Raw genomic sequence first — 26284 nt, 5'->3', positions numbered from 1 at the left:
CCCATTGCGCTTAACTTACACAAATGTAAGTATCGGCATCGGGAGAGACCAATGACCGAGCATTTCGACGTGGTGGTGGTGGGTGCCGGGATTTCCGGGATCGGCGCGGGCTATTTCCTCCAGCGCGACTGCCCCGATCGCAGTTATGTGATCCTGGAGGGGCGTGAACGACTCGGCGGGACCTGGGACCTGTTCCGCTATCCGGGCATTCGCTCGGACAGCGACATGTACACGCTGGGCTACAGCTTCAAACCGTGGACCGAGGCCAAGGCGATCGCTGACGGCCCGACGATCCTGAACTATCTAGACGAAACCGCGCGCGAACATGGCATCGACCGGCATATCCGTCACCAGCACCGCGTCGTCGCCGCGAGCTGGTCGACCCCCGATGCGCGTTGGACGGTGACGGTAGAGCGCGGGCCGGAGAAGGAGCGAGTGGAATTCACCTGCAACTTCCTCTTCATGTGCTCGGGCTATTATAATTACGAGGCGGGCTACCTCCCGTCGTTCGCGGGGCGCGAAGCGTTCGCCGGGACGATCGTCCACCCCCAGCACTGGCCCGAGGGACTGGATTATGCGGGCAAGCGCGTCGTCGTCATCGGATCGGGCGCGACCGCGGTCACCCTCGTCCCCGAAATGGCGAAGACCGCAGCGCATGTGACGATGCTCCAGCGCTCGCCCACCTATATCGTCTCGCGCCCCAGCGAGGATGGCATCGCCAACTGGCTGCGGCGCAAGCTGCCTGCCAAACTCGCCTATCGCCTGACCCGGCTCAAAAATGTCGGGATGCAGCAATTCTTCTACCGGATCGCGCGCAAGAAACCGGCAAAGACCAAGGAGCGAATCGTCCAGATGGTCCGCGACGAATTGGGTGCGGACTATGACGTCGCGACCCATTTCACCCCCAGCTACAATCCCTGGGACCAGCGCATCTGCCTCGTCCCCGATGCCGATCTGTTCGCCGCGATCCGCGAGGGGAGGGCATCGGTGGTGACCGACCATATCGACCGGTTCGAAGCCGACGGCATCCGTCTCAAGTCGGGCGAATTGCTCCCCGCGGACATCGTCGTCACTGCCACCGGGCTGGACATGCAGCTGATGGGCGGCATTCCCTTCACCGTCGATGGCCAGCGCGTCGATCCGGCGAAGTCGCTGGGGTACAAGGCGATGATGTATTCCGACATCCCCAACCTCGCCTCCTCCTTCGGCTATACCAATGCCAGCTGGACGCTGAAATCCGACCTGACTTGTGCCTATGTCTGCCGCCTGCTCAACGCGATGAAGAAGCGCGGGATGCGCCAAGTGACCCCGCGCATCGGCGGCGATGTGAAGCAGGAGGATTTCCTCAGCTTCACCTCGGGCTATGTCCAGCGCGCGATCGATCGCTTTCCGAAGCAGGGGGACAAGCGGCCCTGGCGCGTTCACCAGAATTACGCGCTCGACCTGATCGACCTCAAATTCGGGGGGATCGACGAAGGAATGGAATTCTCGAACCCCGAACCAGCGCGGGCGCGCGAACCGGCGTAGCGATCCAGCGCAGCTGAATCCAATTTTAAGGGAGGTCGTATCTGATCCGCCACAGCCGATAGGGCGCGTTCTTCGGGAGCTCGACCGGCTCCAGCCAGTCCGGCACCTTGTGCTTGGCGAGCTGGCCGTAAAAGCCGTCTGGCTCTCGCGCCCGATACACCGTGGTCTCCGCCATATTGGGGCAGACCAGCAGATATTGGGCGCCATAGCGCCGGGCGATGCCGCGAAACGCTTCCGGCTTGCCGGTAAAGGCGTGGTGGACATCGAGAATGGCCCGCTCGTTGCGGTGATAGGGGCCGGCGATCCCCTTGTGATGCGTCATGACGATCAGCCGGGGTCCGAGGTCGACATGGGTGAACAGGGTAGAGGGAGGCAGCGTCCGATCGAGCATCCGCATCGCCGAAGCGCTGGCACAGCGCGAATTGGCCTTGCCGACTGCGGCGCGCATCTTGCTGGGCGGGCCATCGACCTTGACCCATTTGACCACGAATCCGGCGAACAGCCCGGAAACGAGGAGGAAGGCAGCGACTGAACCCAGAATGCGAACCGGCATCCATTTGTGGCCGAGGAACCAGGGCACGACGATCCAGGCGAGATAGGTCGCCCCCGGCACCGCCAGCAGCTGCGCCGCCGGCCCGGCGCGAACCTGCCACAACAGCATCGCGCCGGCGAACAGCGTGAACAGCCCGATCGCGATCCATGCGACCAGCCGGTCCGCGCTCCGTGCCCGCCACGCCGCGACGCCGGCGCCGATGATCCCGATCACCGGCAGCACCGCGATCGGGAACGCCATGGCAAAGGTATGTTTGTAGATCGGCCGCGCTTCGCGGACATTGTTGAGCCACGTTTCCGCCAGCTCGTCGGACACCCCCTCCGGCCGCTGCAGACACTGCGGGAACAGCCCGGCAAAGCCGCCCAGGACGATGCCGCCCGCTGCGGCGGCAAGGCCCAGCCGGACGAGGCGGCTGGCGGGGTTGAGGAGGGTCAGGAGGAACAGCAGGGCTCCAGCCGCGACCATCACCGACAGCCAGACGGGCGTCAGTGCGTCGCAACGCATCGCGTAATTGGCATTGGAAGCAAACACCACGAACCCAGCGCTGCTTCCGCCCGCCAGCGTCAGGCCATAGGCGCGAAGCCGGCCCACTTCGTCACGATCCCAAACCCAGCGCAACGCGACGATCGCCCCCGCCATCGCGCAGAACGGCAGCAGCTCCAGCCCGATGGTCAGCGAGCCCGCGCTGGCCAGGCCGACGGTCAGCCCCCCGCGCGTCCGCCGCGGATCGGCGATGCCCATCACCGTCAGCGCAAGCAAGGCGAGCTGCCAGCCATGATGATCGATGCGCAGCGGCACATACATCGCCATCGTCGCGGTGCAGCCCATCAGGGTGATAATCGACAGCGGCCAGACGGTCGGCGCGATCAGGCGGCGCGTGGCTGCCCCCATCGCCAGCATCGCGACGGCGAGCGGGAAGAGCGGCGCGATCCCCACCGCCAGCCGCTCGGCCATCGCGACCCCGGTAAACGGCTTGAAGATCAGGATCAGCGCCGCGATTGGCAGGTCCACCAGCCGCGACCAGTGGATGTCGAGTCCGTCTGGCGGGCTCAGCCGATATTGCCGCAGATCGTACCAGTCCTGCCCCGCGAGCAGCCCACGCACCTGCATCAGCCGCATATTGTCGTCGGTATCGCCAAGACCGAGCGCGTTGACATATCCCCAGCGCTGCCAGAGGTACCAGCCTGCGATCGCCGCCCATGCGAGCAACGTCCAGCGGACCCAGCGCGCGGTCAGTTCATGGCCGAGGTCGAACCCGGCGAATCGTGTCGAACTCAAAACCGCTTTCCCCGTCCCATGTGGCGCACTAAGGCCCCATCCGTTCGCCCTGAGCTTGTCGAAGGGCAGTCCATCTTCCTTCGCCTTAGCAGAAGCAAGACCGGCACTTCGACAAGCTCAGTGCAAACGGGGATTTTCGCGACCAATGGACGGTTTGTGGCGGCACTGATTCAACGAATTGGCGATTTGCGGCGGAGCGGGATGCTCGGCCAGCTCATCCGCTTCGGCATCGCGGGCGGCATTTCGACTGTGATCTATTCGGCGGTCTATCTGCCGCTCGTCTGGTGGGTGTTTCCCGATCTCGCCGTGGCCGCGGTGCCGTTCGCCTTTGCGGTCGCAGTGACCTGCGGCTTCTTCCTGCACAGCTCGTGGAGCTTCAAGGGGCATGGGACGCGCGACAATAGCGGGCGCCAGCATCTCAAATTCCTGATCGTCCAGGGCTTCGGGCTGCTGCTCAACGCGCTGTTCACCTGGGTGCTCGCCGACCTTCTGCACTATCCCGAATGGGTGCCGTTGATCCCGATCGTGACCGTCACCCCGCTCGCGACGTTTGCGCTGAACCGCCAATGGGTGTTTGGATAGACCATGGACCGCATCGTTTACGACCGCATGGCCGAGCATGATTCCACCCATTGGTGGTATGTGGCGCGCCGCGACATCCTGGCAGATTACATCGCCCGCTATGTCCAGCCGTCCAAGGGCGCCCGCATCCTCGAAATCGGCTGCGGCACCGGGCACAACCTCCCGATGCTCGGCGCGTTCGGCACGGTCGATGCGATCGAGATCGACGAAGCGGCGCGCGACGTGGCGAGCAAGCGGCTGGGCAGGGACGTCGGAACCGCGCCGCTCCCCGAACTCGATGGTGTCGCCGAAGGGCAGTATGACCTGATCGCCGTGCTCGACGTGGTGGAGCATGTCGAGGACGATGTCGCTGCGCTGGCCGGGATGGCCAAGCGGCTGAAGCCCGGCGGCACGATCCTCATCACCGTCCCGGCGCATCAATGGATGTGGAGCGCGCACGACGTGGTGAACCACCACAAGCGCCGCTATTCCAAGGCGAGCCTGACCGCCGCGCTCGACAAGGCCGGGCTGAAATGGCGCAAACTGCGCTGGTTCAATTCGCTGCTCTTCCCCGCTGCGGTTGCCGCTCGGTTGGCCGGCAAGCTGACCGGAAAGGACGACAGCGACGACTCGCCGCCCGCGAAGCCGCTGAACTGGGCGTTCGAAAAGATTTTTGCGCTGGAGCGCCATCTGCTCGGCCGCGTGCCGATGCCACCGGGTCTGTCGATCATCGTGCTGGCACAGCCGAAGGATTAGCGAGCTTCCACGCGACCGAGATGCTGGTGGCGAAGACCGGGGCATAGCTGCGCAACTCGGCGCTCGCAGCCCGATCGAATTCCCGGAACCGCGCCTGCGACGCCATAGCCCCGGCCATTGCGGCCCTCAGCCGTGCGCGCGCTTCGGCCTCCCGCCCCGGCCTTGTCGCGAGCAGCGCGCCAAGGCTCCATTCGCCGACGATCCGGTCGCGATTGTCGGGGGGCAGGAATCGCCCCTTGATTGCGAGCGCCTTGCGGAAATGCGTTTCCGCCTCGACCGGATTTCCCGCAGCGCGATAATTGGCGGCAAGCCCGTTGAGCAGATTGGCGACATCGGGGTGGTCGGAACCTGAGGTCGCGGTGAACAGGCGCAATGCCTCGTCCAATAACTGTCGCCCCTGGGACAAAAAGGCGCGCTTGCGCACAGGATCGAGTCCGTCTTCTGCGATCGCGTCGGTCGGCGCGACAACCGAACGGGTTGCTCCGGCACGCCGCCGAAACATCGGCGGAATGACCGTGGCTGTCGCCATGCGATAGAAGTTGTTGCCGCGATTGTTGAGCAGGATCGCAAGGTCCACGTCGCCGTTGCTCCGCGCGATGCGGATTGCTTCGGCGAAGAGTGGATCGGCTTCGAACGCCTTTCCCCGCGCGGCCAAAACCTCGGCCAGCGTGTTCAGCGCCCAGGCAAGCTCGATGCCACCCTGCGGTGAGAGCTGGCGCTGTATATCGAGCGCGCGCTGCGCGAATGCCTCTGCCTCGACGAACGCGCCCTTGGCCATTGCGAGCGAAGATAGCTGGCGCAGGCTGCGCGCGGTGTCGCCATGCCGCTCGCCCAGCTTCTGGAGCCGGATATCGAGCGCGCGCCGGTAGAATGGCTCGGCGTCGGCAAGTCGCAACTGCATTGCCAGATTATCGGCGAGTTTCTCCGCCGCATCGGCTGCCGGGACATCGCCCGGCGATCTGCGCCGCATCTGTTCGTACCGCGACCGGCGCGCGGCCTCGGCGTCGGCATAGCGCCCCGCCGCCTCCAGCTTTGCTGCGTCCTGCGCCAGCATCATTGCCGCCAGCAACATGCCCGTTCCCCGTGTCGACCCGTCAGTTCGCTTCGGCAATTGCGACCAGTGCCGCATCCATCATCGGCGTTCCCGACGCCCCCGATGGAACATCATTGGCATAGGCTGCGAAGGTCAGCAATTTGCCGCTCCTGCCCAGCATGTATCCAGCAAGCGCGCTGGTGGCATTGAGCGACCCTGTCTTGGCGAAGATACGGCCCTCCAAAGGCGTCCCTTTAAACCGCCGCGCCAGCGTACCGTCGACCCCGCCCACCGGCAGCGTCTCGCGCCACGCTCCGCCCCAGGGCTGGCCCGCGACCCAGCGCAACAGCGTGACCATCCCACGCGGCGCCACACGGTTATAGGTCGACATGCCTGATCCGTCGGAAAAGTCGAACGCGGTGCGCGGCACGCCTGCGGCGGCGAACAGCGCCTCGACCCGCCTCTGCCCGTCGGCGACCGACCCGCTGCCATCGATCAGTCCGGTGCGGCGGAGCAGAAGTTCGGCGTGCAGATTCTGGCTGACCTTGTTGATCGTGCGGACATCTTCGGTCAGCGGCGGCGGGATGAGCGCGGCGAGCCAGGTCGGCTCGGGCGGACGCGGCGGGATTGCGGCGCGCTTCTCCGGGTCGTCCGAGGGGAGCAGGGGACGATAGCGGGACTGCACCGTCCCCGTCACCTTGACCCCGCGTTCCTTCAGCAAGGCCGCGAGCCGCCATGCGGCGTAATGCGCCGGGTCGTCGATCCCGAAGCGGAGCGTCTGCGGCGCAGCATCAGCAGCGATGGTCCCGGTGACACGCATCGTCCGCGCGAATGGAAGGCGGTCGTAATTGAGTTCTGTCTTGCCGCCCGAGACGGTGACGACGCGATTGTCGATCCCGACATAGCCGAGATGATCGAAGCGCGGCGGTTCGCCCGGCTTGCCCGGCGTCACGGTCACGACCAGTTCGTTATCGTCGAGGCTGAGTGCCGCGATCGCCGTGCCGGAGCGGGTCGGGATGTTGTTCCAGCTCATCCCCGAACTCCAGCGTTCATCGGGGAAGAGCGTCGCGTCGCCGGTCACGTTGCGCACGCGCCTGACCCCTGCGGCGATCGCATTGGCGAGTTGGGCGAGGCAGTTGGTGAGGCAATCGGGCGCGCTCGACAGACGGGCATCGCCGCGACCGGTGAGGATCAGATCCCTGCCTTCGATCCGTACCGCGGCACCGCCGATCGCATCCGGCTGGTCGATCGCGGGCATCGACCACCAGGCGGCGGCGGTGGTGACGATCTTGGTGTTCGACGCCGGGATGAAGCGCTGGTCGGGATTGACCGCGACGATCTCGCGCCCCTCGGCATCGGCGACGACCAGCCCGTAGCGGGTGCCGGTTGCGGCCTCGCCCAGTTCGGCGGAAACCCGCGCATCCAGCGTCGGCGCCTCTTGCGCCGCCAGCGGGGCGGCAAGCGCCAGCGCGACGAGGGCGAGTGCGCGCTTCAAAGCAATGTTGGCGGTTCGGACTTGCGCGGTGCCTTGCCCGGGCCGGGGGCAGGGGGCATTTCGGCGTCGCTGCGCGGCGGCGCGAAGGGCGCGACCGTCACCTCGCCCGAATCGAGATAGCGATAGCCGAGCGAGGCATGGCCCTTCACCGGCCCGGCGACGTCCGCGACGAGATAGAGCGGACGTCGCTTCGATTCGACATAGAGGCGTCCGAGATATTCGCCAATCATGCCCAGCACGAACATCTGCACCGCGCCGAGGAATACGACGACCAGCATCGTCGACGTCCAGCCCTGCACCGCATTGCCCAGCAGCCAGCCCACGACGATGTAGAGGAACAGCAGCACCGACAGTCCGGTGAGCGCGAGCCCGGCATGACTGGCGAACCGCAGCGGCGCTGTCGAGAAGCCGGTGACGGCGTCCAGCGCGAAGCGGATCATCTTGGCGAGCGGATATTTGCTCTCCCCCGCGTGCCGCTCGTGCCGGTCATAAACGAAGGGAACCTGGCGGAACCCGACCCAGGCGACCATGCCGCGGATGAAGCGCGCCTGTTCGGGCAGGCTCAAAAAGGCGTCGAGCGCGCGGCGGCTCATCAGGCGGAAGTCGCCGGTGTCGAGTGGGATCGGCGTGTCCGTAATCCGGTCAAGCATTCGATAGAAAAAGGCGGCGGTGACCTTTTTGAAGAAGGTTTCCCCGTCGCGCTTGCGCCGCACCGCATAGACGACGTCGGCGCCCTGCTCGCGCATCGTCGCGCGCATATCGGTGAGCAGTTCGGGCGGGTCCTGAAGATCTGCGTCGATGATCAGGATCTCCTCGCCGGCGCACAGATCGAGCCCCGCGGTCAGCGCGAGCTGGTGGCCGTGGTTGCGCGAGAGGTTGATCGCGACCAGCCGCGGATCGGCGGCGGCGAGCCGTTGCATCACCGCCCAGCTGCCGTCGCGCGAGCCGTCATTGACGAGCACGATCTCATAGTCGCTGCCCACCGCTTCGCGCGCGGCGGCGGAGACGCGGCCGTGCAGCAGCTCGAGACAGCCTTCCTCATTGTAACACGGCACGACGACCGAGAGCTTTGGGCGTTGCATGAGGGGCGGTTTAGCGCGCCGATCGGCCCTCGTCATGCGGGATTTGCGGCAGGTAGTTGACACTTGGTTGACACTATCGGCCCGGCCCCCTAACCGACTCGCAAATGAGAATCACTCGCATTCGCATGTTAAGGGGATAGGAATGAATTTGACGCGCACCATGCTGGTCTCGGGGGCCGCGCTGGCCGGGCTGCTGGCCTCGCCCGCCTGCGCCGAGGAGGCGACGACCGACACCGACCAGAAGGATACGGTCACGGTCACCGCGACCCGCGTACCGGTCGCGACGCAGGATGCGCCGGCGACCGTCAGCGTGATCGATGCCGAGCAGATCGCCGACGAACTGGTGACCGACATCAAGGAACTGGTCCGCTTCGAACCCGGTGTCAGCGTCACCCGCCAGCCGACGCGCTTCGGCGCCGCGCTGGGCACCACCGGACGCGCGGGAAATGAAGGCTTCACGATCCGCGGACTTGGCGGCAACCGCGTGCTGATCCAGGTCGATGGCGTGCGCGTGCCGGACGGGTTCAGCTTCGGTGCGCAGGGCGTAGGGCGTGGCGATTATGTCGATCTTGGCCTCATCAAATCGGTCGAGATTCTGCGCGGCCCGGCTTCGGCGCTCTATGGCAGCGACGGACTTGCGGGGGCGGTCAGCTTCATCACCAGCGATCCGAAGGACCTGCTGCGCGAAGGGCAGAATTTCGGCGGACTGGCCCGCGCCGCCTTTTCCTCCGCCGATGACGAGTTCAGCGAGACGCTGATCCTCGCCGGGCGTTCGGGCGACTGGTCGGCGATGGCCGCCTATACCCGCCGCGACTTCCACGAATATGAAAATCAGGGGACCGTCGGCGGCGAGGGTGCGGCGCGCACGCAGCCCAATCCGCAGGATGGCCGGTCCAATGCGGCGTTGGGACGGCTGGTCTATGAAAGCGGCGGGCATCGCTTCCGCCTGACCGGCGAATATCTCGACACGCACCTGACCACCGATGTGCTGACCGGCCACAGCGCCAGCGTACTCAACCTCGACGCGACCGACACCGGTCATCGCTGGCGCGCTGCGCTCGACTGGAACTGGGAAGGTGAAGGGCTGATCGAGGCGGCGCGGCTGGCGGCCTATCTCCAGGATTCGGAGGACAGCCAGTTCACCTTCGAGGATCGCGATCCCGCAGTCGATCGCACCCGCCTCAACATCTTCAAGAACCGCGTCTATGGTGCGGCGGGCGAGGTGCGGCTGAATCTCGCCAGTGCCGAGGCGCCGCAGCGGATCATCCTGGGCGGCGATATCAGCCAGACCGAACAGCAGGGCATTCGCGACGGCACCATCCCGCCCTTTGGCGAAACCTTCCCGACCCGCGCCTTTCCCGACACCGATTACACGCTGATCGGGGTCTTCGCGGCGGGCGAGGCGACGCTCGGCCCGGTCACGCTGCACCCGGCGCTGCGCTTCGACCATTATGACCTGTCGCCCGACATGAGCCAGACCTTCACTGGCGTCACCGCGGTCGCGCAGAGCGGCTCGCGTGTGTCGCCCAAGATCGGCGCGGTCGCGAAGCTGAGCGATCGGGTTCGCCTGTTCGCCAATTACGCCCAGGGGTTCAAGGCGCCCGAGCCGAGTCAGGTCAATCAGTTCTTCGGCAACCTCGCCTTCGGCTATATCGCCGCACCCAACCCGGACCTTCGCCCGGAAACGAGCGCCAGCTTCGAGGCGGGCGTGCGATTCCTCGGCGCCAATGTCCGGCTCGATCTGACCGCCTTCCACGCCGATTATGACGACTTCATCTCGCAGGAGGTGGTGGGCGGCAGCTTCACTCCGGCCGATCCGGCGATCTATCAGTTCATCAATATCGACAAGGCCGAGGTCGAAGGGGTCGAGGCGCGGTTCGAGGCGTGGAGCGACAGCGGCTTCACCGGTCGTCTCGCCATCTCCTATGCCAGCGGCGACGAGATCGCGCCCGGCGGTACCCGGTCGCCCCTGCTGTCGGTCGATCCGCTCAAGGTCGTGATCGGCGCAGGCTGGCGCGATCCGGGCGGGCGGTTCGGCGGGCAGGTCATCGCGACGCACAGCGCAAAGAAGGAAACCGACCGCGCGGGCGGCGGCTACACCCCGCCTTCCTTCACCACGCTCGACATCACCGCATTCGTGAAGATCGGCGACAGCGTCACGCTGCGCGGCGGCGTCTTCAATCTGACCGACGAGACCTATGCATGGTGGAGCGACGTGCGTGGCCTCTCCCCGACCTCGACGATCAAGGACGCCTACACGCAGCCGGGGCGCAACGGCAGCGTCTCGCTGAGCTTCCGCTTTTGACCAACGATAGAAAAGGAGGGTGACGATGAAGAAGATGGTTCGTTTGAGCATCGCCGCAGCGCTGCTTGTCGTGACGGCGGCGCCCGCACTCGCCGACGGCCCGGTGCGGGTGCGCACGCCCGAGCAGGAACAGGCGTCGTTCGAGGCCGACCGCCGCGACATTCTGGCGATGGCGGGGAATTACAAGGTGCGCTTCGACATGCGCGAATCCACGCCTTGGCGCGAAGGCTATACCCCGATCGAGCCCAAGATTTCGGGCGGGCATGAATCGGTGCGCGTGATCGAGGACACCGGACGCGTGATCCGCCTCCAGCATCTGCTGGTCGTGAGTCATGAGGGCAAGGATCACGTCATCAAGCACTGGCGGCAGGACTGGGAATATGAACCCGCCAAGGTGCTGGTCTATTCCGGCCCCGACAGCTGGACCTGGGAAGAGGTGCCGGAGCGGATGCGCCCCGGCCGCTGGTCGCAGACGGTGTATCAGGTCGATGACAGTCCGCGCTATGGCGGCTGGGGGCAATGGACCACCGAAGCGGGCATCCGCCGCTGGCGTTCCAACTGGACCTGGCGCCCGCTCGCCCGCCGCGATGCGGTACGCGGACCGGTCTATGATCGCTATTATGCGATCAACCGGCATCAGGCGTTTCCGGGCGGCTGGATCCACTGGCAGGACAACACCAAGATGGGCCTGTTCGACGGCAAGCTCGAACCCGTTGTCCAGGAATATGTCCTGAACACCTATACGAAGTTCTACGGTTACAACGCCAAGGCGGCGGACGATTATTGGGCCGCAACCAAAGGCTATTGGGCCGCAGTGCGCGGCGAATGGGACCGCATCGCCGCCGCCAAGAACGGCATCCGCATCACCGAAGCGGCCGAATCGGGCACCGTGATCGCCAGCCGGCTGCTGGAGATCGCGGGCGAGATCCAGAGCGGCAAGGTCAAGGAAGCCGATGCAATCCGGACCGCCAGGGCGCTGATGGACCAGGCGACCCGCGCCGCAGAATAACCCAGACCCTCCGGCCCGCGCATCGTGTCGTGCCGGTTCCTGCCCGCCCCGGTCTCAGCCCCCGGGGCGGGCGTTTTTGTGCTGCGGGGCAGTGCGCGAGGGGTGGGGAGCGTTGCATTAGACTCGGATGACATCAGCTAAATCCGATCTAGTTGAAGTTATCCCGCGCTAGGCTGGTACCATTCCCGGGGCCTGACCTCGGCGACCCTGGTGGCTGGAGCGGGATCGCCGACGCGGCAGGTGCCCGCAAAGGCAGCTTCCGAACCCCTTAACGGACCTTACTCTGCTAAAATGCAGACCCCGGAAACCGACATCGCGCTCTTGGCAAGATCACAAAGCCGGCGGTTTGCCGGGCGAGTCAGGTTCGCCCTTTCACCGAGACACGCTTCGTAGTTCGAGATGCCAACGTCGAAATCCTCGTGTTCTTTCGCCGACTTCCGCAAGTGCTTGCACGCCTGTTGAGCCGACCTGATTGCGATTGGCTCCCTCGCTTCCGAGACATCGCGGGCTGCGACTGTTTGTTGGCCTTTGTCCGAACCTGACGAGCAAGCGGCAAACCACAGCGGCAAGCCCATAAGCATTAAGTGTCGCATGCCAGAAGGTTCTAAGCGAACGGCTGCTTTTGCAAGACGCTCGCCGAAAGCTGCGATCCAGATTCCCAGCCAACAGCCAACCTTCCCGGTCCCCGCCGGACGCGCCCCCCTAAACCCGCTCGACCGAACTCACCGCATCCGCCGCGCGCAGGCCGGCCATCAGCTTCATGAGATGCGCCGCGTCGCGCACTTCCAGATCGATCAGATTGGTGTGGAAGGTCGTATCGCGCGTGTCGAAGCGGATGTTGAGGATGTTCGCCTTGTGCTGGCCGATGATCGTCGCGATCGCGCCCAGCGCGCCGGGTTCGTTCTTCAGCGTCACGGCGATCCGCGCGGTGCCGCCCTCGGCGCGGTCGCCCCAGCCGATATCGATCCAGTCCTGATCCTCGACCGCGTCCAGCTTGGGGCAGCTGATCTGGTGGATTTCGATCGGTGCGCCGGGTTTCCGCACGCCGACGATGCGGTCGCCGGGCACGGGGCGGCAGCAGCTTGCCAGCGTGAAGGCAACGCCCGGGGTCAGTCCCTTGATCGAGATCGGGGCGCGCTGGACCGGCTGGATATTCGCCTCATCCTGCGTCGAACCCGGCATCAGCGCTTCCATCACCTGCGCGTCGGTCAGCTTCTGGCGCGCGATCGCCTCCATCAGCGCGTCAGCATCGTCGAGCTTGAGCCGGGTGAGCGCGGCGCCGAGCGCCTCCTCGCCGATCGGCACCGGGAGGCGGGCAACGATCTCCTCATAGAGGTTGCGGCCAAGTGCGATGGTCTCGTCGCGCTCCTTGTGGCGCAGATGACGGCGGATGGCGGCGCGCGCCTTGCCCGTGATCGCGAAGTTCAGCCAGTTTTCCTGCGGCCGCTGCGCCTTGGAGCGAAGGATCGCGACCTGATCGCCCTGGGCGATCTCGGTACGCAATGGGACGACGCGGCCGTTGATCTTGGCACCCACCGCCTGGTCGCCCAGATCGGTGTGGACGGCATAGGCGAAGTCGATCGGGGTCGCTCCCTTGGGCAGCTGGATCAGCTCGCCCTTGGGCGTGAAGGCGAAGATGCGATCCTGGTACATCGCCATCTTGGTGTGCTCGAGCAGTTCCTCGGGGCTTTCGGCCTGTTCGAGGATGTCGACCAGATCGCGGATCCAGCTGACCTGCGTGTCGGGGCGCACCGCGTCCTGCTTGTATGCCCAGTGCGCCGCGAGGCCGTGTTCGGCCTGGGCGTGCATCTCGCGCGTTCGGATCTGGATTTCGACGCGGGTGTCGCCGGCATGGATGATGCTGGTGTGGAGCGAGCGATAGCCGTTGCGCTTGGGCGTCGAGATATAATCCTTGAACCGCCCCGGCACCATCGGCCAGCGGCGGTGGATGATGCCGAGCGCACGATAACATTCCTCTTCGGTGCCGACGGTGGCGCGGAACGCCATGATGTCCGAGAGCTGTTCGAAGCTGACATGCCGTTCCGACATCTTCTTCCAGATCGAATAGGGGTGTTTCTCGCGTCCCGAGACATCGACCTCGACCCCGCCGCGCGACAGCAGCAGCTTGAGGCCGGATCCGATCTTGGCGATGCGGTCCTCGCCCTCGACCTTGAGCGCTTCGAGCCGCCTGGTGATCGATTCATAGGCTTCTGGTTCGAGCTGCTGGAAGGCGAGCGTCTGCATCTCCTTCATGAACTCGTACATGCCGATCCGCTCGGCGAGCGGGGCATAGATGTCCATCGTCTCGCGCGCGATCCGGCGGCGCTTTTCCGGGTTCGCGATGTGATGGAGCGTGCGCATATTGTGCAGCCGGTCGGCGAGCTTGACCAGCAGCACGCGGATATCGTCGGACATGGCGAGCAGGAATTTGCGCAGATTTTCCGCCGCGCGCTCGCTCTCGGTCTGCGCCTCGATCTTGCTGAGCTTGGTCACGCCATCGACCAGCCGTGCGACGCTGGGACCAAACTTGGCGAGGATTTCGTCGGGGGTGGCGACGGTATCCTCGATCGTGTCGTGCAGGATCGCAGTGGCGATCGTCTCGTCGTCGAGATGCAGATCGGTCAGGATGCCGGCCACCTCGATCGGATGACTGAAATAGGGATCGCCGCTCGCGCGCTTCTGGCTGCCATGCGCGTGCATGGAGAACACATAGGCGCGGTTGAGCAGGGCCTCATCGGCTTCTGGGTCGTAGGACAGGACCCGGTCGACTAGTTCATATTGACGCAGCACCCTTCCAAGATGGGGGTGGCCGGTGCTGCTTTGCAACAGAATTCAAACGCGTGCGGGCACCGGCGACGCCGATGCCCGCATGACTGTTGCGTCAAGGTAACTCACCTGCGCGTTGCGCGTTACTTCGCCCGTTCGTTGCAGGCGGCAAGCGCCTCGGCATCGAATGCGGTGTCGCCCGCGCTGAATGCGGTGAGCGCGCCGACGCGCTGCACAACGCGCTGGCACATCACCTTGTCGTTCATCGGCGACTTGGGCGCGACGCAGGTCCCGTCCTTGCACTTCCACACCGTCGTCTGGGTGATGAAGCTGGCCTTTTTCGGAGCATCCGCCGGGGTAGCGGAATAATGGGCTGACTGGACGAGGGCGGGGGTGGCGGCCGTCGCGATGCAGAAAGCGGCAGCGGCGAGCGGAGCGAGGCGGATCATCGATACTCTCCCTGGGGTGCGGCGCAACAAAGGTTGCGAATCACCACCTAAATCCCTAGCCAATAGGTTGCAAGTAAAAACGTTTGTTGCGGCGCAAGATCATAACGCATTGTGCGAACGTCAAAATGAGGTAGATTTGCCGGTTATGGGTCACAACGGACTGCGAGAGCCGCTTCGCCAGCTCGCCAATAATTGCAGCCTTCCTGCTGCGCTGGAGGCGATGGGGGAACGCTGGTCTTTCCTGATCCTCCGCGCTTCGTTCAACGGCCTCTATCATTTCGAGGAGTTCCAGTCGGAACTCGGCATCGCGCGCAACATCCTGGCGAACCGGCTCGCCCGGCTGGTCGATCATGGCATATTGGCGCGCCAGACCTGCGATGACGACCGGCGCAAGGTCGAATATCGGCTGACCGAAAAGGGGTTTGCGCTGCTCCCGACCATGGTCGCGCTGCGCCAATGGGGGGAACGGTGGGAGACGGGAATGCCCGCTACCCCGGTGCTGGTCGATGCGCGCGACCATCGGCGGATCGCGCCGGTTCAGGTGATGAGCCATGACGGGCGCCCGCTGGGCAAGCATGACCTGCTCTGGTCGTTGCCCGAGGATGTTGTCGGCGAGGAATCGGCCGCCGCAGCCGAGTGATCAGGCGGCGAGCGAGTCGATATCGGCAAGCTCGCTGCGGTTCCGCCCGCGCGACTTGGCGCGGTACAGCGCTGCATCGGCCATCCGGAATACTTCGTCCGACGACAGGTCCGACCGGATCGGCGCGACGCCAGCGCTCACGGTGATTGAAAAGCCCGATCCGACCGACTGGATGCGCGTATCCTGAAGCGAATTGCGCACGCGCTCGCACGCGGCCAGCGCGGCGGCGGGGGTTAGGCCGGGGAGCAATACCGCGAATTCCTCGCCGCCCAGCCTGCCGATCACATCCTCGACCCGCAGGCTCGCGCGCAACACATCGGCAAATACCAGCAGCGCGGCGTCGCCTGCATCATGGCCATAGCCGTCATTGACCTGCTTGAAATTGTCGAGATCGAACAAGGCGAGCGCGCCGGGGCGGTCGGGCGTGCGGTGCCGGTGCGCGTCGATCCGGTCCTGGAACGCGCGGCGGTTGAGCACGCCGGTCATGGGATCGGTATTCGCCTGGCGCTGAAGATCGGCCTCGCGCGCCTTGCGCTGGCTGACCTCGCGGACGATGGTGACGATCGTCGCGACCTCGCCATCGTCGTCACGCACCGCGCGTGCGGTCGATTCGAACCAGCGAATGCCGCCGGTCGCGGTCATGCCGCGATATTCGAAGCGATGGATCAAGTCGGGCCGGTCGATGACCTGACGATGGGCCTCGCGCACCCGGCTTCTGTCGCCCTCGAAGATCATGTCGAATGACGTCGCGCCGATCAGTCTTTCCGGCGGGTAGCCTCCCAGTTCGCGCACCGATGGCGAGGCGTACAGCACCCGGCCCTCACGATCGACGGTCACAACTGCGTCCGACGCGTGTTCGGCGATCAGGCGATAGCGCGCTTCGCTTGCCGCCACCGCCTGGGCCAGCCGGTGATTTTGCGCGATCATCGTCGCGAACGGCACCGCGATCAGGAACAGCACGGCGAGATAGAATTGGAAGAATTGGAGGCGAACGGCGTGGCTCGCCTCGATCAACTCGATCGGGCCGTGACCGGCCATGGTGAACACCGCGCCGATCACGGCGATCGCGAACATTCCCAGCGCCGCGCCCGCGACGCGATACGCCATCGTCGCCGCGATCAACGGGAGGATCGGGACGAACAATAGCGGCAGCCGACTTTGCGCGAAGCAAATTACCGTCACCGCCACCATCAGCAGGGCGATTGCCGCAAACCGCCCCGCGGCGCCGGGCTGTGCCCTGCGATCGCGATAGATGGTTCCGCCAAGCACCAGCAGCGCGATCGGCGTGGTGATCACGGTGCCAAGGCCGTGGCCGATGCCCCAGTTCATCCACACCGCCCAGGGGTCCGATCCCTGATACAGCGCCATCATCGCGGCGGGCAGCGGACCCGTGAGGAGCGGTGCGACGACGCCCGCCGCGGCGACGAAGCCGGCGAGGGAGGGCAGGGTCAGGAACGCCCGCGCGTCGCCGCCAAACCGCCGCAGCAGCATCCAGGCGAGCAGCGCTTCGCCGATATTGGCGACGGCGAACAGGGGCGCCAGGGTCGTGTAGGGCGATGCCGCGCCCGATGCCGCGATCGAGGCGGCGAAGCAGGCGGCAAGGTGCAGCGGACGTTCAGGGGCGGGGCGGGTGAGCAGCGCCGCGATGAGGGGGCCGTTTGCGAGCCATAGCAACGCGACATTCTGGTTCAGCCGCGTCAGGCCGATTGCGGCGACCGCCAGCAGGAAATAGGTCAGCGCAACCCCGGCGACGATCGCCAGCCCGGTTCTGTCACTTGGCCCGTAGCGCATGGTCCATTGGTATCGGCCGAGGGTTAATAGCGCGTTTCCCCGGACCTTCGGTGCAACGAAATTCGGCGCTTCACCCTTCGCCCAGCATCCGCGCGCGCACCGCGTCGGGCACGGGGGCGGATCGGCCCGCGTCCAGATCGACATTGACATGGACCAGCTCGATCATCGTGTGCAGCGCGCCGGTTTCCGCATGGACCAGCTCGATATGGCTGGTGATGCTCGACCGGCCGATCCGATCGGTGCGGACAAAGGCGTCGAACTCCTCGTCATAGCGGAACGGCGCCTTGTACTCGACAGTGGCGCGCGCGACATGGAACTCCATGTCGCGCCATTCGGTCAGGTCCGAAAGCCTCAGCCAGCGCCAATATTCGCTCAGCGCTACATCCGCATATTCGAGATAGCGCGAATTGAAGACGACTTTTTGCCCGTCGATCTCGGCATAGCGGACGCGCAAACGGTGGCTGAACGCGAAACCCTCCCGATCGGTTGCGGTCACGCCGATTTGGCGCCCGTGTTGACCCCCATGGACTGGAGATAGCGCTTTACGTTGCGCGCCGCCTGACGCAGCCGCTGCTCGTTCTCGACCATCGCGATGCGGACAAAGCCTTCGCCATTCTCGCCATAGCCGACGCCGGGTGCGACCGCGACCTTGGCATGGGTCAGCAATTGCTTCGAGAATTCGAGGCTGCCGAGATGCGCCAGCGCTGGCGGCAGCGGCGCCCAGGCGAACATCGATGCGGGCGGCGGGGGAATGTCCCAGCCCGCCCGGCCGAAGCTTTCGACCAGCACGTCGCGGCGCTTGTGGTAAAGTTCGCGGTTGCGATCGACAATGTCCTGTGGGCCGTTTAGCGCCGCGCAGGCAGCCGCCTGGATCGGCGTGAAGGCGCCATAGTCGAGATAGGATTTGACCCGCGTCATTGCCGCGATCAGCCGCTTGTTGCCGACCGCAAAGCCCATCCGCCAGCCCGCCATCGAATAGGTCTTGGACAGGGAAGTGAACTCGATCGCGACATCCTTTGCGCCCGGAACCTGCAGGATCGAGACGGTCGGTTTGCCGTCGAAATAGAGTTCCGAATAAGCGAGGTCGGACAGGATCCAGACCTGATTCTCCTTCGCCCACGCCACCAGCCGCTCGTAGAAGGCGAGGTCGACCGTCTCTGCCGTCGGGTTGGACGGATAATTGACGACCAGGATGCTCGGACGCGGCACGGTGAAGGCGATGGCGCGCTCGAGGCTTTCGAAATAGGCTTCGTTCGGCGTGGTCGGAACCGCGCGGATCGTCGCGCCTGCAAGGATGAAGCCGAAGGTGTGGATCGGATAGCTGGGATTGGGCGCGAGCACCACGTCGCCCGGCGCGGTGATCGCGGTGGCGAGGCTGGCCAGCCCCTCCTTCGACCCCATCGTCACGACGACTTCGGTTTCCGGGTCGATATCGACGCCGAAGCGGCGGCCATAATAATTGGCCTGGGCCCGGCGCAGGCCCGGAATGCCCTTGGACTGCGAATAGCCATGGGCGTCGGGCTTGCGCGCCACTTCGCATAATTTCTCGATGACGTGATCGGGCGGGGGAAGGTCGGGATTGCCCATGCCGAGATCGATAATGTCCTCGCCGCCCGCGCGTGCCGCTGCCCGCATCGCATTGACTTCGGCGATGACATAGGGCGGCAGGCGCTTCATGCGGTAGAATTCTTCGGACATCGTCTGGGGTTCCGGCTCCTCGGGGTGGTCGCGCAACGCGCGATGCCTCGTTATACAGGGGGCGGGGCGGCAAGCCAGAGGAGAGGCGCGTGGCGACGGCAAAGAAAAAGACGACGACCGCAAAGACGAAGCCTGACACCACGACCACCGCGAAACCCAGGGCAAAGCGCGCGGCAAAGCCCAAGGCGGCACAAGCGCCGCAGCCAGAGCCCGAAGCCGAAGCGAAGCCGGGACTGGAGGATCTCCAGCACTGGACCTGGCTGTTCGGGCGCGCGCAGCAGATGATGATGGAGCAGGGGCTGGACCTGGCCGGCCAGATGTCGGCCATGCCCGCAGCACCGCCAGTCGATCCCGCCGCAGCGTTGCGTGCGGGCGCGGAGTTCTGGGCCGATACGATGACGCTGTGGCAGCGCTTCCTCGATCCCGCCAAGGCGCCGAAGTTCGAGGAAACGCCCGAACAGGCGCGCGACAAACGGTTCAAGGCACCGCAATGGCGCGAGCAGCCGGTATTCGACTTTATCCGCCAGAGTTACCTCACTTTGTCGAATCATTTGCTCAAGGGCGTCGATCAGATCGAGGGGTTACAGCCCAAGCAGAAGGAGCAATTGCGCTTCGCCACCCAGGGTTTCATCGACGCGATGAGCCCCAGCAACTTCCCCGCCACCAACCCGCTGGTGCTGGAGCGCACAATCGAGACCAAGGGCGAGAATCTGCTCAAGGGGCTGGCGCATATGCTCGCCGATCTGAGCAAGGGCCAGATGACCCAGACGGCGGAAGGCGTGTATGAGCTGGGCAAGAACATCGCGACGACGCCCGGGCAGGTGGTGAAGCGCACCCCGCTCTATGAGCTGATCCAATATTCGCCGACCACCGAGACGGTGTTCGAAACGCCGCTGGTGATTTTTCCGCCCTGGATCAACCGCTTCTACATTCTCGACCTGACCCCGGAGAAGAGCTTCATCCGCTGGGCGGTGGAGCAGGGGCTGACGGTCTTCGTGGTGTCGTGGAAGTCGGCCGACGCGACCATGGCCGATGTCGTCTGGGACGATTATGTCGAGCGCGGGCAGATCGATGCCATCGATACCGTGCGCCAGTTGCTGGGCGTCGAGAGCGTGCACGCGATCGGCTATTGTGTCGCCGGGACGACGCTGGCCGCGACGCTGGCGGTGCTGGCCGCGCGCGGCGAGGCGGAAAAGGTCAGGAGCGCGACCTTCTTTACCGCCCAGGTCGATTTCACCGAGGCGGGCGACCTCAACGTCTTCGTCGATGACGAACAGCTGGCCGCGATCCAGTCGCTGACCACCGACGGCTTTCTCGACGGACGCTATATGGCCGCGACGTTCAACCTGTTGCGCGGGCGCGACCTGATCTGGAACTATGTCACCAGCAACTATCTGCTGGGCGAGGATTATACGCCGTTCGACCTGCTCCACTGGAATTCGGACGTCACCAACCTACCCGCCAAATGGCATTCGAGTTATCTGTCCGACCTGTATCGCGACAATCTGCTGGTTCGGCCCGGCGCGCTGGCGATCGGCGGGACCCCGATCGATCTAAGCACGGTGAAGACTCCCGCCTATGTCCAGGCGGGGCGCGAGGACCATATCGCGCCGGCGCGCAGCGTCTGGAAGCTCACTGCGCATCTTTCCGGGCCGACCCGTTTCGTGCTTGCGGGATCGGGGCATATTGCGGGGGTGGTGAACCCGCCGTCGCTGGGGAAATACCAGCATTGGATCAACGAGGCCGGCGCCACCAATCTTGACGATTTTGTTGCAGGCGCGACAGAGGTCAAAGGCAGCTGGTGGCCCGACTGGATCGCGTGGATCGAGCAAATCGATGCCGCGCGTATCCCTGCAAAAAAAGCCCGAATTCCGCCGGAAAATGCGGAACTTGGCGCGGCCCCTGGGCGTTACGTTCGAACCCGCTAAATTTTTTGTGCACTGCACAATAAACCCCTTGAACTGAACCTTTCAACGTCGTATATGCTGCATTGCAATAATCGCAGCGAGGACGTCGATATGGCCAGCAAGGGTCCGCGTACCGGCGCGAAGAAACCGGTGAGCAGGGCGCCAGTCGCCAAGGTTGCGCCGAAGGCGCCTGCGGCGAAGCCGCCGGTCGTCGAAGCGACGCCGGAGCCGGTTGCCGAAACGATCGACGCACCGGTTGAGGCCACTGTCGAGACCGTTGAAGTCGTGACGGAAGCCGCCGAGCAGGCAGCTCCCGCCGCAATCGAGAACACTGCCGAGACCGTCGAGACGGTCGCCGCGCCCGTAACCGAGTTTATCGAGGGTACCGCCCCGCAGATGATGGCGGACACCGCAAGCAAGGGAACTGATATCATGGAAGCCACGATGGAAAAGAGCCAGGCGATCTTCGCCGAAATGAACGAGCGCGCCAAGGCTGCGGTCGAAAAGAACACCAAGCTGGTCGGCGAGATGACCGAGCTGGCCAAGGGCAATGTCGAGGCGCTTGTCGAGAGCGGCAAGATCACCGCCAAGGGCATGGAGACGCTGGGCCATGACGCTGCGGAATATAGCCGCAAGCAGTTCGAGCAGGCGACTGCCACGATGAAGAGCCTGGCCGCGGTCAAGTCGCCGGCCGATTTCTTCAAGCTCCAGAGCGACTATGTCCGCAGCGCGTTCGACTCGATGGTCGCCGAGACCTCGAAGAATACCGAAGCGTTCATCAAGCTCGCAGGCGATGCCGCGCAGCCGGTCTCGAACCGCGTTGCGGTTGCGATGGAGAAGATCAAGACCGCGGCCTGAACTGGCCACGGTTCCTGATCGGAACAGATTGGGGCGGTCGCACACGCGGCCGCCCTTTTTCTTGTCCGGCGCGGCCGATTTTCGCGATATCCACCCCTTGCCCTCGAATCGCCGGTGCCATATTTTTAAAGGCTCATGACAGCGCCATATTTCAGCACCCCGATCGTGATGACCGACGATCCCGACCGCGATGACGAGGGCGGCGCCGCGACCGGCGTCGCGACCCGCACGCGGGCCAAGACCAAAAAGCCGACGCCCTATCGCGTGCTGATGCTCAACGACGATTATACGCCGATGGAGTTCGTCGTGCTGGTGCTCCAGCGCTTCTTCAAGATGGATATGGAGGAAGCCACGCGCGTCATGCTCCAGGTCCATCAGCGCGGCGTGGGGGTATGCGGGGTGTTCAGCTATGAGGTGGCGGAGACCAAGGTGGCGCAGGTGATCGACTTCGCCCGCCAGAACCAGCACCCGCTGCAATGCACGCTGGAAAAGGCCTGAACCGGATCAGCGCGGTTCCGGCAGCCAGCTCAGATCCAGCCCTTCATACCGGTTCACATAATTCGCGGCGCGCGCCATCGCCGCTTCGTCGATCAGCGTGACCCGGCCCGATTCGCGGGCGATCATGCCTTCCTCTTCCAACTGACGAAGCATCCGGTTGACATGGACCGACGTGAGGCCGGTGGCGTCGCCGATCTCTTCCTGAGTCAGCCCCAGCGTAAAGGCCTTTTCGATCGTCTTGTCGGTGCCGCGCAGCCGGTTGCGCATTTCGAGAAGCAGCGCGGCGACGCGCGCCTTGGCGGAGGTGCGGCCCAGCGCGGCGAGCCGGTCGGTCAGCGCCACCCGCTCGATCTGGCAGAGGACGAGGATCAGCGCGGAGAGGCGGGGGTGCGCGACGGTCAACGCGCTGAACGCCTGGCGGTCGAACGGACAGACGACACAGTCGGACAGCGCGCACAGCGTTTCGGGCGATTCGCGATAGACGATGCTGGACACGCCGAGCACGTCGCCGGGGAAGTGGAAGCGGAGAATTTGGCGGCTGCCATCGTCGAGCAGGACGTAGCTCATCACCAGCCCCTTGCGCAGGATGAACAGTTCGTCCGCCGGTTCATTCTCGCGCAGCAGGATCGCCCCGCGCCTTATGTGGCGCTGACGCTCCTCCAATCGTTCGAGCGCAGCCTGCTCGCCCGGTACGAGCGTAACCAGCTCGCCGAGTATTTCCGCGAAACAACTCCCTGACACCGTGTCCCTTCCCCCAACTGCCCCCTGCAAAGCAGCCCTGCAAAATCAGTGCATTAAAATCGATCAAGGCCCGTAACGGTCTGCCGCACTTGCGCGCGATTTGCGAAGCGATAGAAGCCCGTCAATGGACCGTATTCTCATCCGTGGCGGAAACCGCCTATCCGGTAATATTGCTATCTCCGGCGCGAAAAACGCGGCGTTGACGCTTATGCCTTGCGCGCTGTTGACCGACGAGCCGCTGACGCTGCGCAATCTGCCGCGTCTCGCCGATGCAGACAGCTTCGGACATCTGCTCAACGAACTGGGTGCGTCCACCGCGATCGAGGGGACGCGACCAAGTGATTTTGGCCGCGTGCTGACCGTGCGCGCCTCACGCCTTACCTCGAGCGTCGCACCCTATGACATCGTGCGCAAGATGCGGGCGTCGATCCTGGTGCTGGGCCCGTTGCTGGGCCGCGAGGGCGAGGCGACGGTGTCGCTGCCCGGCGGCTGCGCGATCGGCAACCGGCCGATCGACCTGCATCTCAAGGCGCTCGAGGCGATGGGGGCGGAAATCGAGCTGGCGGCAGGCTATGTGAAGGCGACGGCTCCGGGCGGGCGGCTGCCCGGCGGGCGGTATCGATTCCCCGTCGTTTCGGTCGGCGCGACGGAAAATGCGCTGATGGCGGCGGCAACGGCGCGGGGCACGACGGTGCTGGAAAACGCCGCGCGCGAGCCGGAAATCGTCGACCTGTGCAATCTGCTGGTCGCGATGGGGGCGTCGATTCACGGGATCGGCAGCGAGACGCTGACGATCGAGGGGCGCGACCGGCTGCATGGCGCGACCTACAAGGTGATGCCCGACCGGATCGAGGCGGGCAGCTACGCCTGCGCTGCTGCGATCACCGGCGGCGATGTCGTGCTGGAGGGCGCGAAGGCGGACGATATGCGCGCCACGCTCGACGCGCTGGTCGAGGCGGGGGTGACGGTCGAGGAGAAGCCGAACGGCATCCGCATCGCCGCCGAGCGGCCGCTCAAGCCGCTGACCCTTTCGACGGCTCCCTATCCGGGCTTTGCCACCGACATGCAGGCGCAGTTCATGGCAATGCTGTGCAAGGCCGACGGGGCCAGCGTGTTGACCGAGACGATCTTCGAGAACCGCTATATGCACGTTCCCGAACTGACGCGGATGGGCGCCAATATCGATGTGCGGGGCCGCACCGCAGTGGTGCATGGCGTGGACAAGCTGATCGGCGCGCCGGTCATGGCGACCGACCTGCGTGCGTCGATGAGCCTGATCCTTGCTGGTCTGGTGGCGGAAGGCGAGACCCAGGTCAGCCGCATCTATCATCTCGATCGCGGCTATGAGCGGCTTGAGGAAAAACTTCAGGGCGTCGGTGCCGACATCGAACGCGTCGGTGACGGCTAGCGTGTATCGCGATTCGGCCCATGCGGGGCGGCAAAACGCGATACAAGCTGCTCACGTGCGCTGGTGCCGAGCCGGCGAACGACTCGCTGGGAGATTGAGATGCGCCTGATCGTTGGACTGTTGGCTGGCCTCGCGCTCGCGGGCTGCGCGTCGCAGATGGCGGTCACGCCAGCCGCACCGGTCAGCGTGCGGATCATTGCGTTCAACGATTTTCATGGCGCGCTCGAAACGCCGGCGCGGCCGATCGACGTGCAGGCGGCGGACGGGAAAACGGTGAAGGTTCCGGCGGGCGGCGCCGCCTATTTCGCCTCGGCGGTGCGGACGCTGAAGGCGGGCCATCCCAACAATGTCGTCGTCGCGGCCGGCGACCTGACCAGTGCCAGCCCGCTCGTCTCCTCGCTCTTCCTGGACGAGCCGACGGTCAAGGCGATGGGGATGGCGGGCCTGGAATTCAACGCTGCGGGCAATCATGAATTCGACCGTGGAACCAGGGAATTGCTCCGGTTGCAGAAGGGCGGCTGCGAGAAGAATGCGACCGCGCAGCCATGCCAGCTGGAACCCTTCAAGGGCGCGGCCTACACCTATCTCGCAGGCAACACGCTGGATGCGTCGGGCAAGAGCCTGATGCCCGCGACCGGTCTCAAGACCTTCGGCACTGGCCGCAGCAAGATCACCATCGGATTTATCGGCATGACGACGCGGATGACCGCGACCTATGTCGATCCGGCGGGGATCGTCGGCTATTCCTTCGCCGACGAGGCGGAGACGGCCAATCGGCTGATCCCGAAGCTGAAGGCGCAGGGCGCCGACGCGATCGTCATCCTGGTGCATGAGGGCGGCTATCCGGCGCGGTCGGATCAGCCCAATCGGTGCGACGGGCTGTCGGGTCCGATCCTCGACATCATGGAGCGACTTGATCCCGGGGTGGATGTCATCGTTTCCGGCCATACCCATCGCGCCTATATCTGCGATTATTCCGCGACCAACCCGGCCAAGCCGGTGCTGCTGACCAGCGCGGGGAATAACGGCGTGATGCTGACGGGCATCGACCTGACCTTTGACCCGGTAACGAAAAAGGTCTCGGCGCGGTCGGCGCAGCAGGTGATCGTGCAAGGCGACGGTGCGGTCGGCGCGGGCGGGCCGGTTAAGCCCAACCCCGCATTCCCTACCTATCCCGCCGATCCGGCGGTTGCAGCGCATGTCGCGCGCTATTCGGCGGCGGCGGCACCCCTGGCGCGGCGGCCGGTGGGCAAGGCGTCCGCACCGATCCTGCGCGACGAAGATAGCGAGATGCGCGAATCGCCGCTCGGGCTGCTGATCGCCGATGCGCAGCTTGCCGCGACCCGAAAGGACGGGGCGCAGATCGCGCTGATGAACCCCGGCGGCGTGCGCGCGTCGATCACTCCGGGGCCGGACGGGACGGTGACGTTCGGCGATCTTTTCACCGCGCAGCCATTCGGCAATAACCTTCAGGTCCGCGAATATACCGGCGCGCAATTGCTGGCGGTGCTGGAGCAGCAATTCACCAACGCGGACGGCGCGAAGCTGCTGTTCCCATCGGGTTTGACCTACAGCTATGACCGGTCAAAACCGGAGGGCCAGCGGATCATCGCGCCGTCGGTGCAGGGCAAGCCGCTCGACCCCGCCGCGACCTATCGCGTGGCGATGAACGGGTTCCTCGCAGGTGGCGGCGACAGCTTCACGACGCTGAAGGCCGGGCGGATCGTCGCGGGCGGCGTGCTGGATCTCGACGCGCTCGAGGCGTGGTTCGCACGGGGCGAGGTGGTGGACCCTCCAGCGCTGGGGCGGGTCAAGGATGTGACGCCGCAGTGACGCTTCTTAAGCCCCTCCCCTTTAGGGGAGGGGTTGGGGGTGGGGCCTATCCTCTGGGCGCGTCGGTCTCGGTGAGACTGTGACGCCCCACCCCAA

Annotated in this window: 21 protein-coding genes; 11 read left to right on the top strand and 10 right to left on the bottom strand. The window is 65.1% G+C overall.

Annotation, left to right across the window (positions count from 1 at the left end; all coding sequences use genetic code 11):
- Nucleotides 1-51 precede the first annotated feature (51 nt).
- Entirely contained in the window at nt 52-1527 is a 1476-nt protein-coding gene (locus FPZ54_RS10615) for a flavin-containing monooxygenase (protein ID WP_145847044.1), read from the top strand.
- 25 nt (nt 1528-1552) lie between these two features.
- On the opposite strand, the gene FPZ54_RS10610 is transcribed toward FPZ54_RS10615, so the two are convergent.
- Complete coding sequence (locus FPZ54_RS10610; protein ID WP_186456733.1) at nt 1553-3358, bottom strand: AcrB/AcrD/AcrF family protein; 1806 nt, start codon at nt 3356-3358, stop codon at nt 1553-1555.
- Nucleotides 3359-3559: 201 nt separating this feature from the next.
- On the opposite strand from FPZ54_RS10610, the gene FPZ54_RS10605 reads away from it, so the two are divergent.
- Together FPZ54_RS10605 and FPZ54_RS10600 are read left to right on the top strand one after the other, a co-directional pair.
- Entirely contained in the window at nt 3560-3940 is a 381-nt protein-coding gene (locus tag FPZ54_RS10605) for a GtrA family protein (RefSeq protein ID WP_145847043.1), read from the top strand.
- Nucleotides 3941-3943: 3 nt separating this feature from the next.
- Nucleotides 3944-4675, top strand: coding sequence for a class I SAM-dependent methyltransferase (locus FPZ54_RS10600; RefSeq protein WP_145847041.1), 732 nt, complete (start codon nt 3944-3946; stop codon nt 4673-4675).
- On the opposite strand, the gene FPZ54_RS10595 is transcribed toward FPZ54_RS10600, so the two are convergent.
- From FPZ54_RS10595 to FPZ54_RS10585, 3 genes are read right to left on the bottom strand one after another with little or no spacing between them, the layout of a single operon-like run.
- Complete coding sequence (locus FPZ54_RS10595; protein ID WP_186456732.1) at nt 4647-5747, bottom strand: tetratricopeptide repeat protein; 1101 nt, start codon at nt 5745-5747, stop codon at nt 4647-4649. The genes FPZ54_RS10600 and FPZ54_RS10595 overlap by 29 nt on opposite strands.
- A 22-nt stretch (nt 5748-5769) precedes the next feature.
- Nucleotides 5770-7203 (bottom strand): D-alanyl-D-alanine carboxypeptidase/D-alanyl-D-alanine endopeptidase, encoded by a 1434-nt coding sequence (dacB, locus tag FPZ54_RS10590; protein WP_145847037.1) that lies wholly within the window; start codon nt 7201-7203, stop codon nt 5770-5772.
- The gene (locus FPZ54_RS10585) at nt 7200-8285 is read right to left on the bottom strand and encodes a glycosyltransferase family 2 protein (protein WP_145847035.1); all 1086 of its coding nucleotides are present in this window, start codon (nt 8283-8285) and stop codon (nt 7200-7202) included. The genes dacB and FPZ54_RS10585 overlap by 4 nt, the downstream gene beginning before the upstream one ends.
- 142 nt (nt 8286-8427) lie before the next feature.
- Between FPZ54_RS10585 and FPZ54_RS10580 the strand changes: the two genes are divergently transcribed.
- Complete coding sequence (locus tag FPZ54_RS10580) at nt 8428-10590, top strand: TonB-dependent hemoglobin/transferrin/lactoferrin family receptor (RefSeq protein ID WP_145847033.1); 2163 nt, start codon at nt 8428-8430, stop codon at nt 10588-10590.
- A gap of 25 nt (nt 10591-10615) precedes the next feature.
- Nucleotides 10616-11599, top strand: a complete 984-nt coding sequence (locus FPZ54_RS10575; RefSeq protein ID WP_145847031.1) for a DUF6607 family protein — start codon at nt 10616-10618, stop codon at nt 11597-11599.
- Between the two features lie 702 nt (nt 11600-12301).
- On the opposite strand, the gene FPZ54_RS10570 is transcribed toward FPZ54_RS10575, so the two are convergent.
- Together FPZ54_RS10570 and FPZ54_RS10565 are read right to left on the bottom strand one after the other, a co-directional pair.
- A complete protein-coding gene (locus tag FPZ54_RS10570; protein ID WP_145847029.1) occupies nt 12302-14389 on the bottom strand; it encodes a RelA/SpoT family protein in 2088 nt (695 codons plus the stop codon).
- 119 nt (nt 14390-14508) lie between these two features.
- Nucleotides 14509-14814 (bottom strand): CC_3452 family protein, encoded by a 306-nt coding sequence (locus tag FPZ54_RS10565; RefSeq protein ID WP_145847027.1) that lies wholly within the window; start codon nt 14812-14814, stop codon nt 14509-14511.
- Between the two features lie 145 nt (nt 14815-14959).
- Here FPZ54_RS10565 and FPZ54_RS10560 point away from each other — a divergent pair, with 145 nt between their 5' ends.
- Nucleotides 14960-15454 (top strand): winged helix-turn-helix transcriptional regulator, encoded by a 495-nt coding sequence (locus tag FPZ54_RS10560; protein ID WP_145847025.1) that lies wholly within the window; start codon nt 14960-14962, stop codon nt 15452-15454.
- Here the strand turns inward: FPZ54_RS10560 and FPZ54_RS10555 are convergent, their stop codons facing one another.
- The 3 genes from FPZ54_RS10555 to FPZ54_RS10545 form a co-directional block, all read right to left on the bottom strand.
- Nucleotides 15455-17245: a sensor domain-containing diguanylate cyclase gene (locus FPZ54_RS10555; RefSeq protein ID WP_186456731.1), complete on the bottom strand. Its 1791-nt coding sequence runs from the start codon at nt 17243-17245 to the stop codon at nt 15455-15457.
- A gap of 70 nt (nt 17246-17315) precedes the next feature.
- A complete protein-coding gene (locus tag FPZ54_RS10550) occupies nt 17316-17741 on the bottom strand; it encodes an acyl-CoA thioesterase (RefSeq protein WP_145847021.1) in 426 nt (141 codons plus the stop codon).
- On the bottom strand, nt 17738-18943 hold the full coding sequence (locus tag FPZ54_RS10545) for an LL-diaminopimelate aminotransferase (RefSeq protein ID WP_145849718.1): 1206 nt from the start codon (nt 18941-18943) through the stop codon (nt 17738-17740). The genes FPZ54_RS10550 and FPZ54_RS10545 overlap by 4 nt, the downstream gene beginning before the upstream one ends.
- 233 nt (nt 18944-19176) lie before the next feature.
- Between FPZ54_RS10545 and FPZ54_RS10540 the strand changes: the two genes are divergently transcribed.
- The 3 genes from FPZ54_RS10540 (at nt 19177) to clpS (ending at nt 22206) form a co-directional block, all read left to right on the top strand.
- Nucleotides 19177-20871: a PHA/PHB synthase family protein gene (locus FPZ54_RS10540; protein ID WP_239019813.1), complete on the top strand. Its 1695-nt coding sequence runs from the start codon at nt 19177-19179 to the stop codon at nt 20869-20871.
- A 90-nt stretch (nt 20872-20961) separates the two neighbouring features.
- Nucleotides 20962-21708: a phasin family protein gene (locus tag FPZ54_RS10535; RefSeq protein WP_145847020.1), complete on the top strand. Its 747-nt coding sequence runs from the start codon at nt 20962-20964 to the stop codon at nt 21706-21708.
- Nucleotides 21709-21876: 168 nt separating this feature from the next.
- Nucleotides 21877-22206, top strand: coding sequence for an ATP-dependent Clp protease adapter ClpS (gene clpS / locus FPZ54_RS10530; protein ID WP_145849715.1), 330 nt, complete (start codon nt 21877-21879; stop codon nt 22204-22206).
- Between the two features lie 6 nt (nt 22207-22212).
- Here the strand turns inward: clpS and FPZ54_RS10525 are convergent, their stop codons facing one another.
- A complete protein-coding gene (locus FPZ54_RS10525; RefSeq protein WP_145847018.1) occupies nt 22213-22947 on the bottom strand; it encodes a Crp/Fnr family transcriptional regulator in 735 nt (244 codons plus the stop codon).
- Between the two features lie 124 nt (nt 22948-23071).
- On the opposite strand from FPZ54_RS10525, the gene murA reads away from it, so the two are divergent.
- Together murA and FPZ54_RS10515 are read left to right on the top strand one after the other, a co-directional pair.
- A complete protein-coding gene (gene murA, locus FPZ54_RS10520) occupies nt 23072-24355 on the top strand; it encodes a UDP-N-acetylglucosamine 1-carboxyvinyltransferase (protein WP_145847016.1) in 1284 nt (427 codons plus the stop codon).
- A gap of 99 nt (nt 24356-24454) precedes the next feature.
- Nucleotides 24455-26188, top strand: coding sequence for a bifunctional metallophosphatase/5'-nucleotidase (locus FPZ54_RS10515; protein ID WP_145847013.1), 1734 nt, complete (start codon nt 24455-24457; stop codon nt 26186-26188).
- The last annotated feature ends 96 nt before the right edge of the window (nt 26189-26284 follow it).

Origin of the sequence: Sphingomonas suaedae (genome assembly GCF_007833215.1) — a bacterium.
GTDB lineage: Bacteria > Pseudomonadota > Alphaproteobacteria > Sphingomonadales > Sphingomonadaceae > Sphingomonas > Sphingomonas suaedae.
This window is presented reverse-complemented; position numbering and strand designations above follow the sequence as displayed.

Bases quoted from the DNA above. Each gene is read 5' to 3' on its own strand.
- FPZ54_RS10535 (WP_145847020.1), top strand. From the start codon at position 20,962: ATGGCCAGCAAGGGTCCGCGTACCGGCGCGAAGAAACCGGTGAGCAGG.
- FPZ54_RS10600 (WP_145847041.1), top strand. From the start codon at position 3,944: ATGGACCGCATCGTTTACGACCGCATGGCCGAGCATGATTCCACCCAT.
- FPZ54_RS10545 (WP_145849718.1), bottom strand. From the start codon at position 18,943: ATGTCCGAAGAATTCTACCGCATGAAGCGCCTGCCGCCCTATGTCATC.
- FPZ54_RS10580 (WP_145847033.1), top strand. From the start codon at position 8,428: ATGAATTTGACGCGCACCATGCTGGTCTCGGGGGCCGCGCTGGCCGGG.
- FPZ54_RS10515 (WP_145847013.1), top strand. From the start codon at position 24,455: ATGCGCCTGATCGTTGGACTGTTGGCTGGCCTCGCGCTCGCGGGCTGC.
- FPZ54_RS10615 (WP_145847044.1), top strand. From the start codon at position 52: ATGACCGAGCATTTCGACGTGGTGGTGGTGGGTGCCGGGATTTCCGGG.
- FPZ54_RS10565 (WP_145847027.1), bottom strand. From the start codon at position 14,814: ATGATCCGCCTCGCTCCGCTCGCCGCTGCCGCTTTCTGCATCGCGACG.
- FPZ54_RS10560 (WP_145847025.1), top strand. From the start codon at position 14,960: ATGGGTCACAACGGACTGCGAGAGCCGCTTCGCCAGCTCGCCAATAAT.
- FPZ54_RS10605 (WP_145847043.1), top strand. From the start codon at position 3,560: ATGCTCGGCCAGCTCATCCGCTTCGGCATCGCGGGCGGCATTTCGACT.
- FPZ54_RS10575 (WP_145847031.1), top strand. From the start codon at position 10,616: ATGAAGAAGATGGTTCGTTTGAGCATCGCCGCAGCGCTGCTTGTCGTG.
- FPZ54_RS10595 (WP_186456732.1), bottom strand. From the start codon at position 5,747: ATGTTGCTGGCGGCAATGATGCTGGCGCAGGACGCAGCAAAGCTGGAG.
- murA (WP_145847016.1), top strand. From the start codon at position 23,072: ATGGACCGTATTCTCATCCGTGGCGGAAACCGCCTATCCGGTAATATT.
- clpS (WP_145849715.1), top strand. From the start codon at position 21,877: ATGACCGACGATCCCGACCGCGATGACGAGGGCGGCGCCGCGACCGGC.
- FPZ54_RS10555 (WP_186456731.1), bottom strand. From the start codon at position 17,245: ATGCGCTACGGGCCAAGTGACAGAACCGGGCTGGCGATCGTCGCCGGG.
- FPZ54_RS10585 (WP_145847035.1), bottom strand. From the start codon at position 8,285: ATGCAACGCCCAAAGCTCTCGGTCGTCGTGCCGTGTTACAATGAGGAA.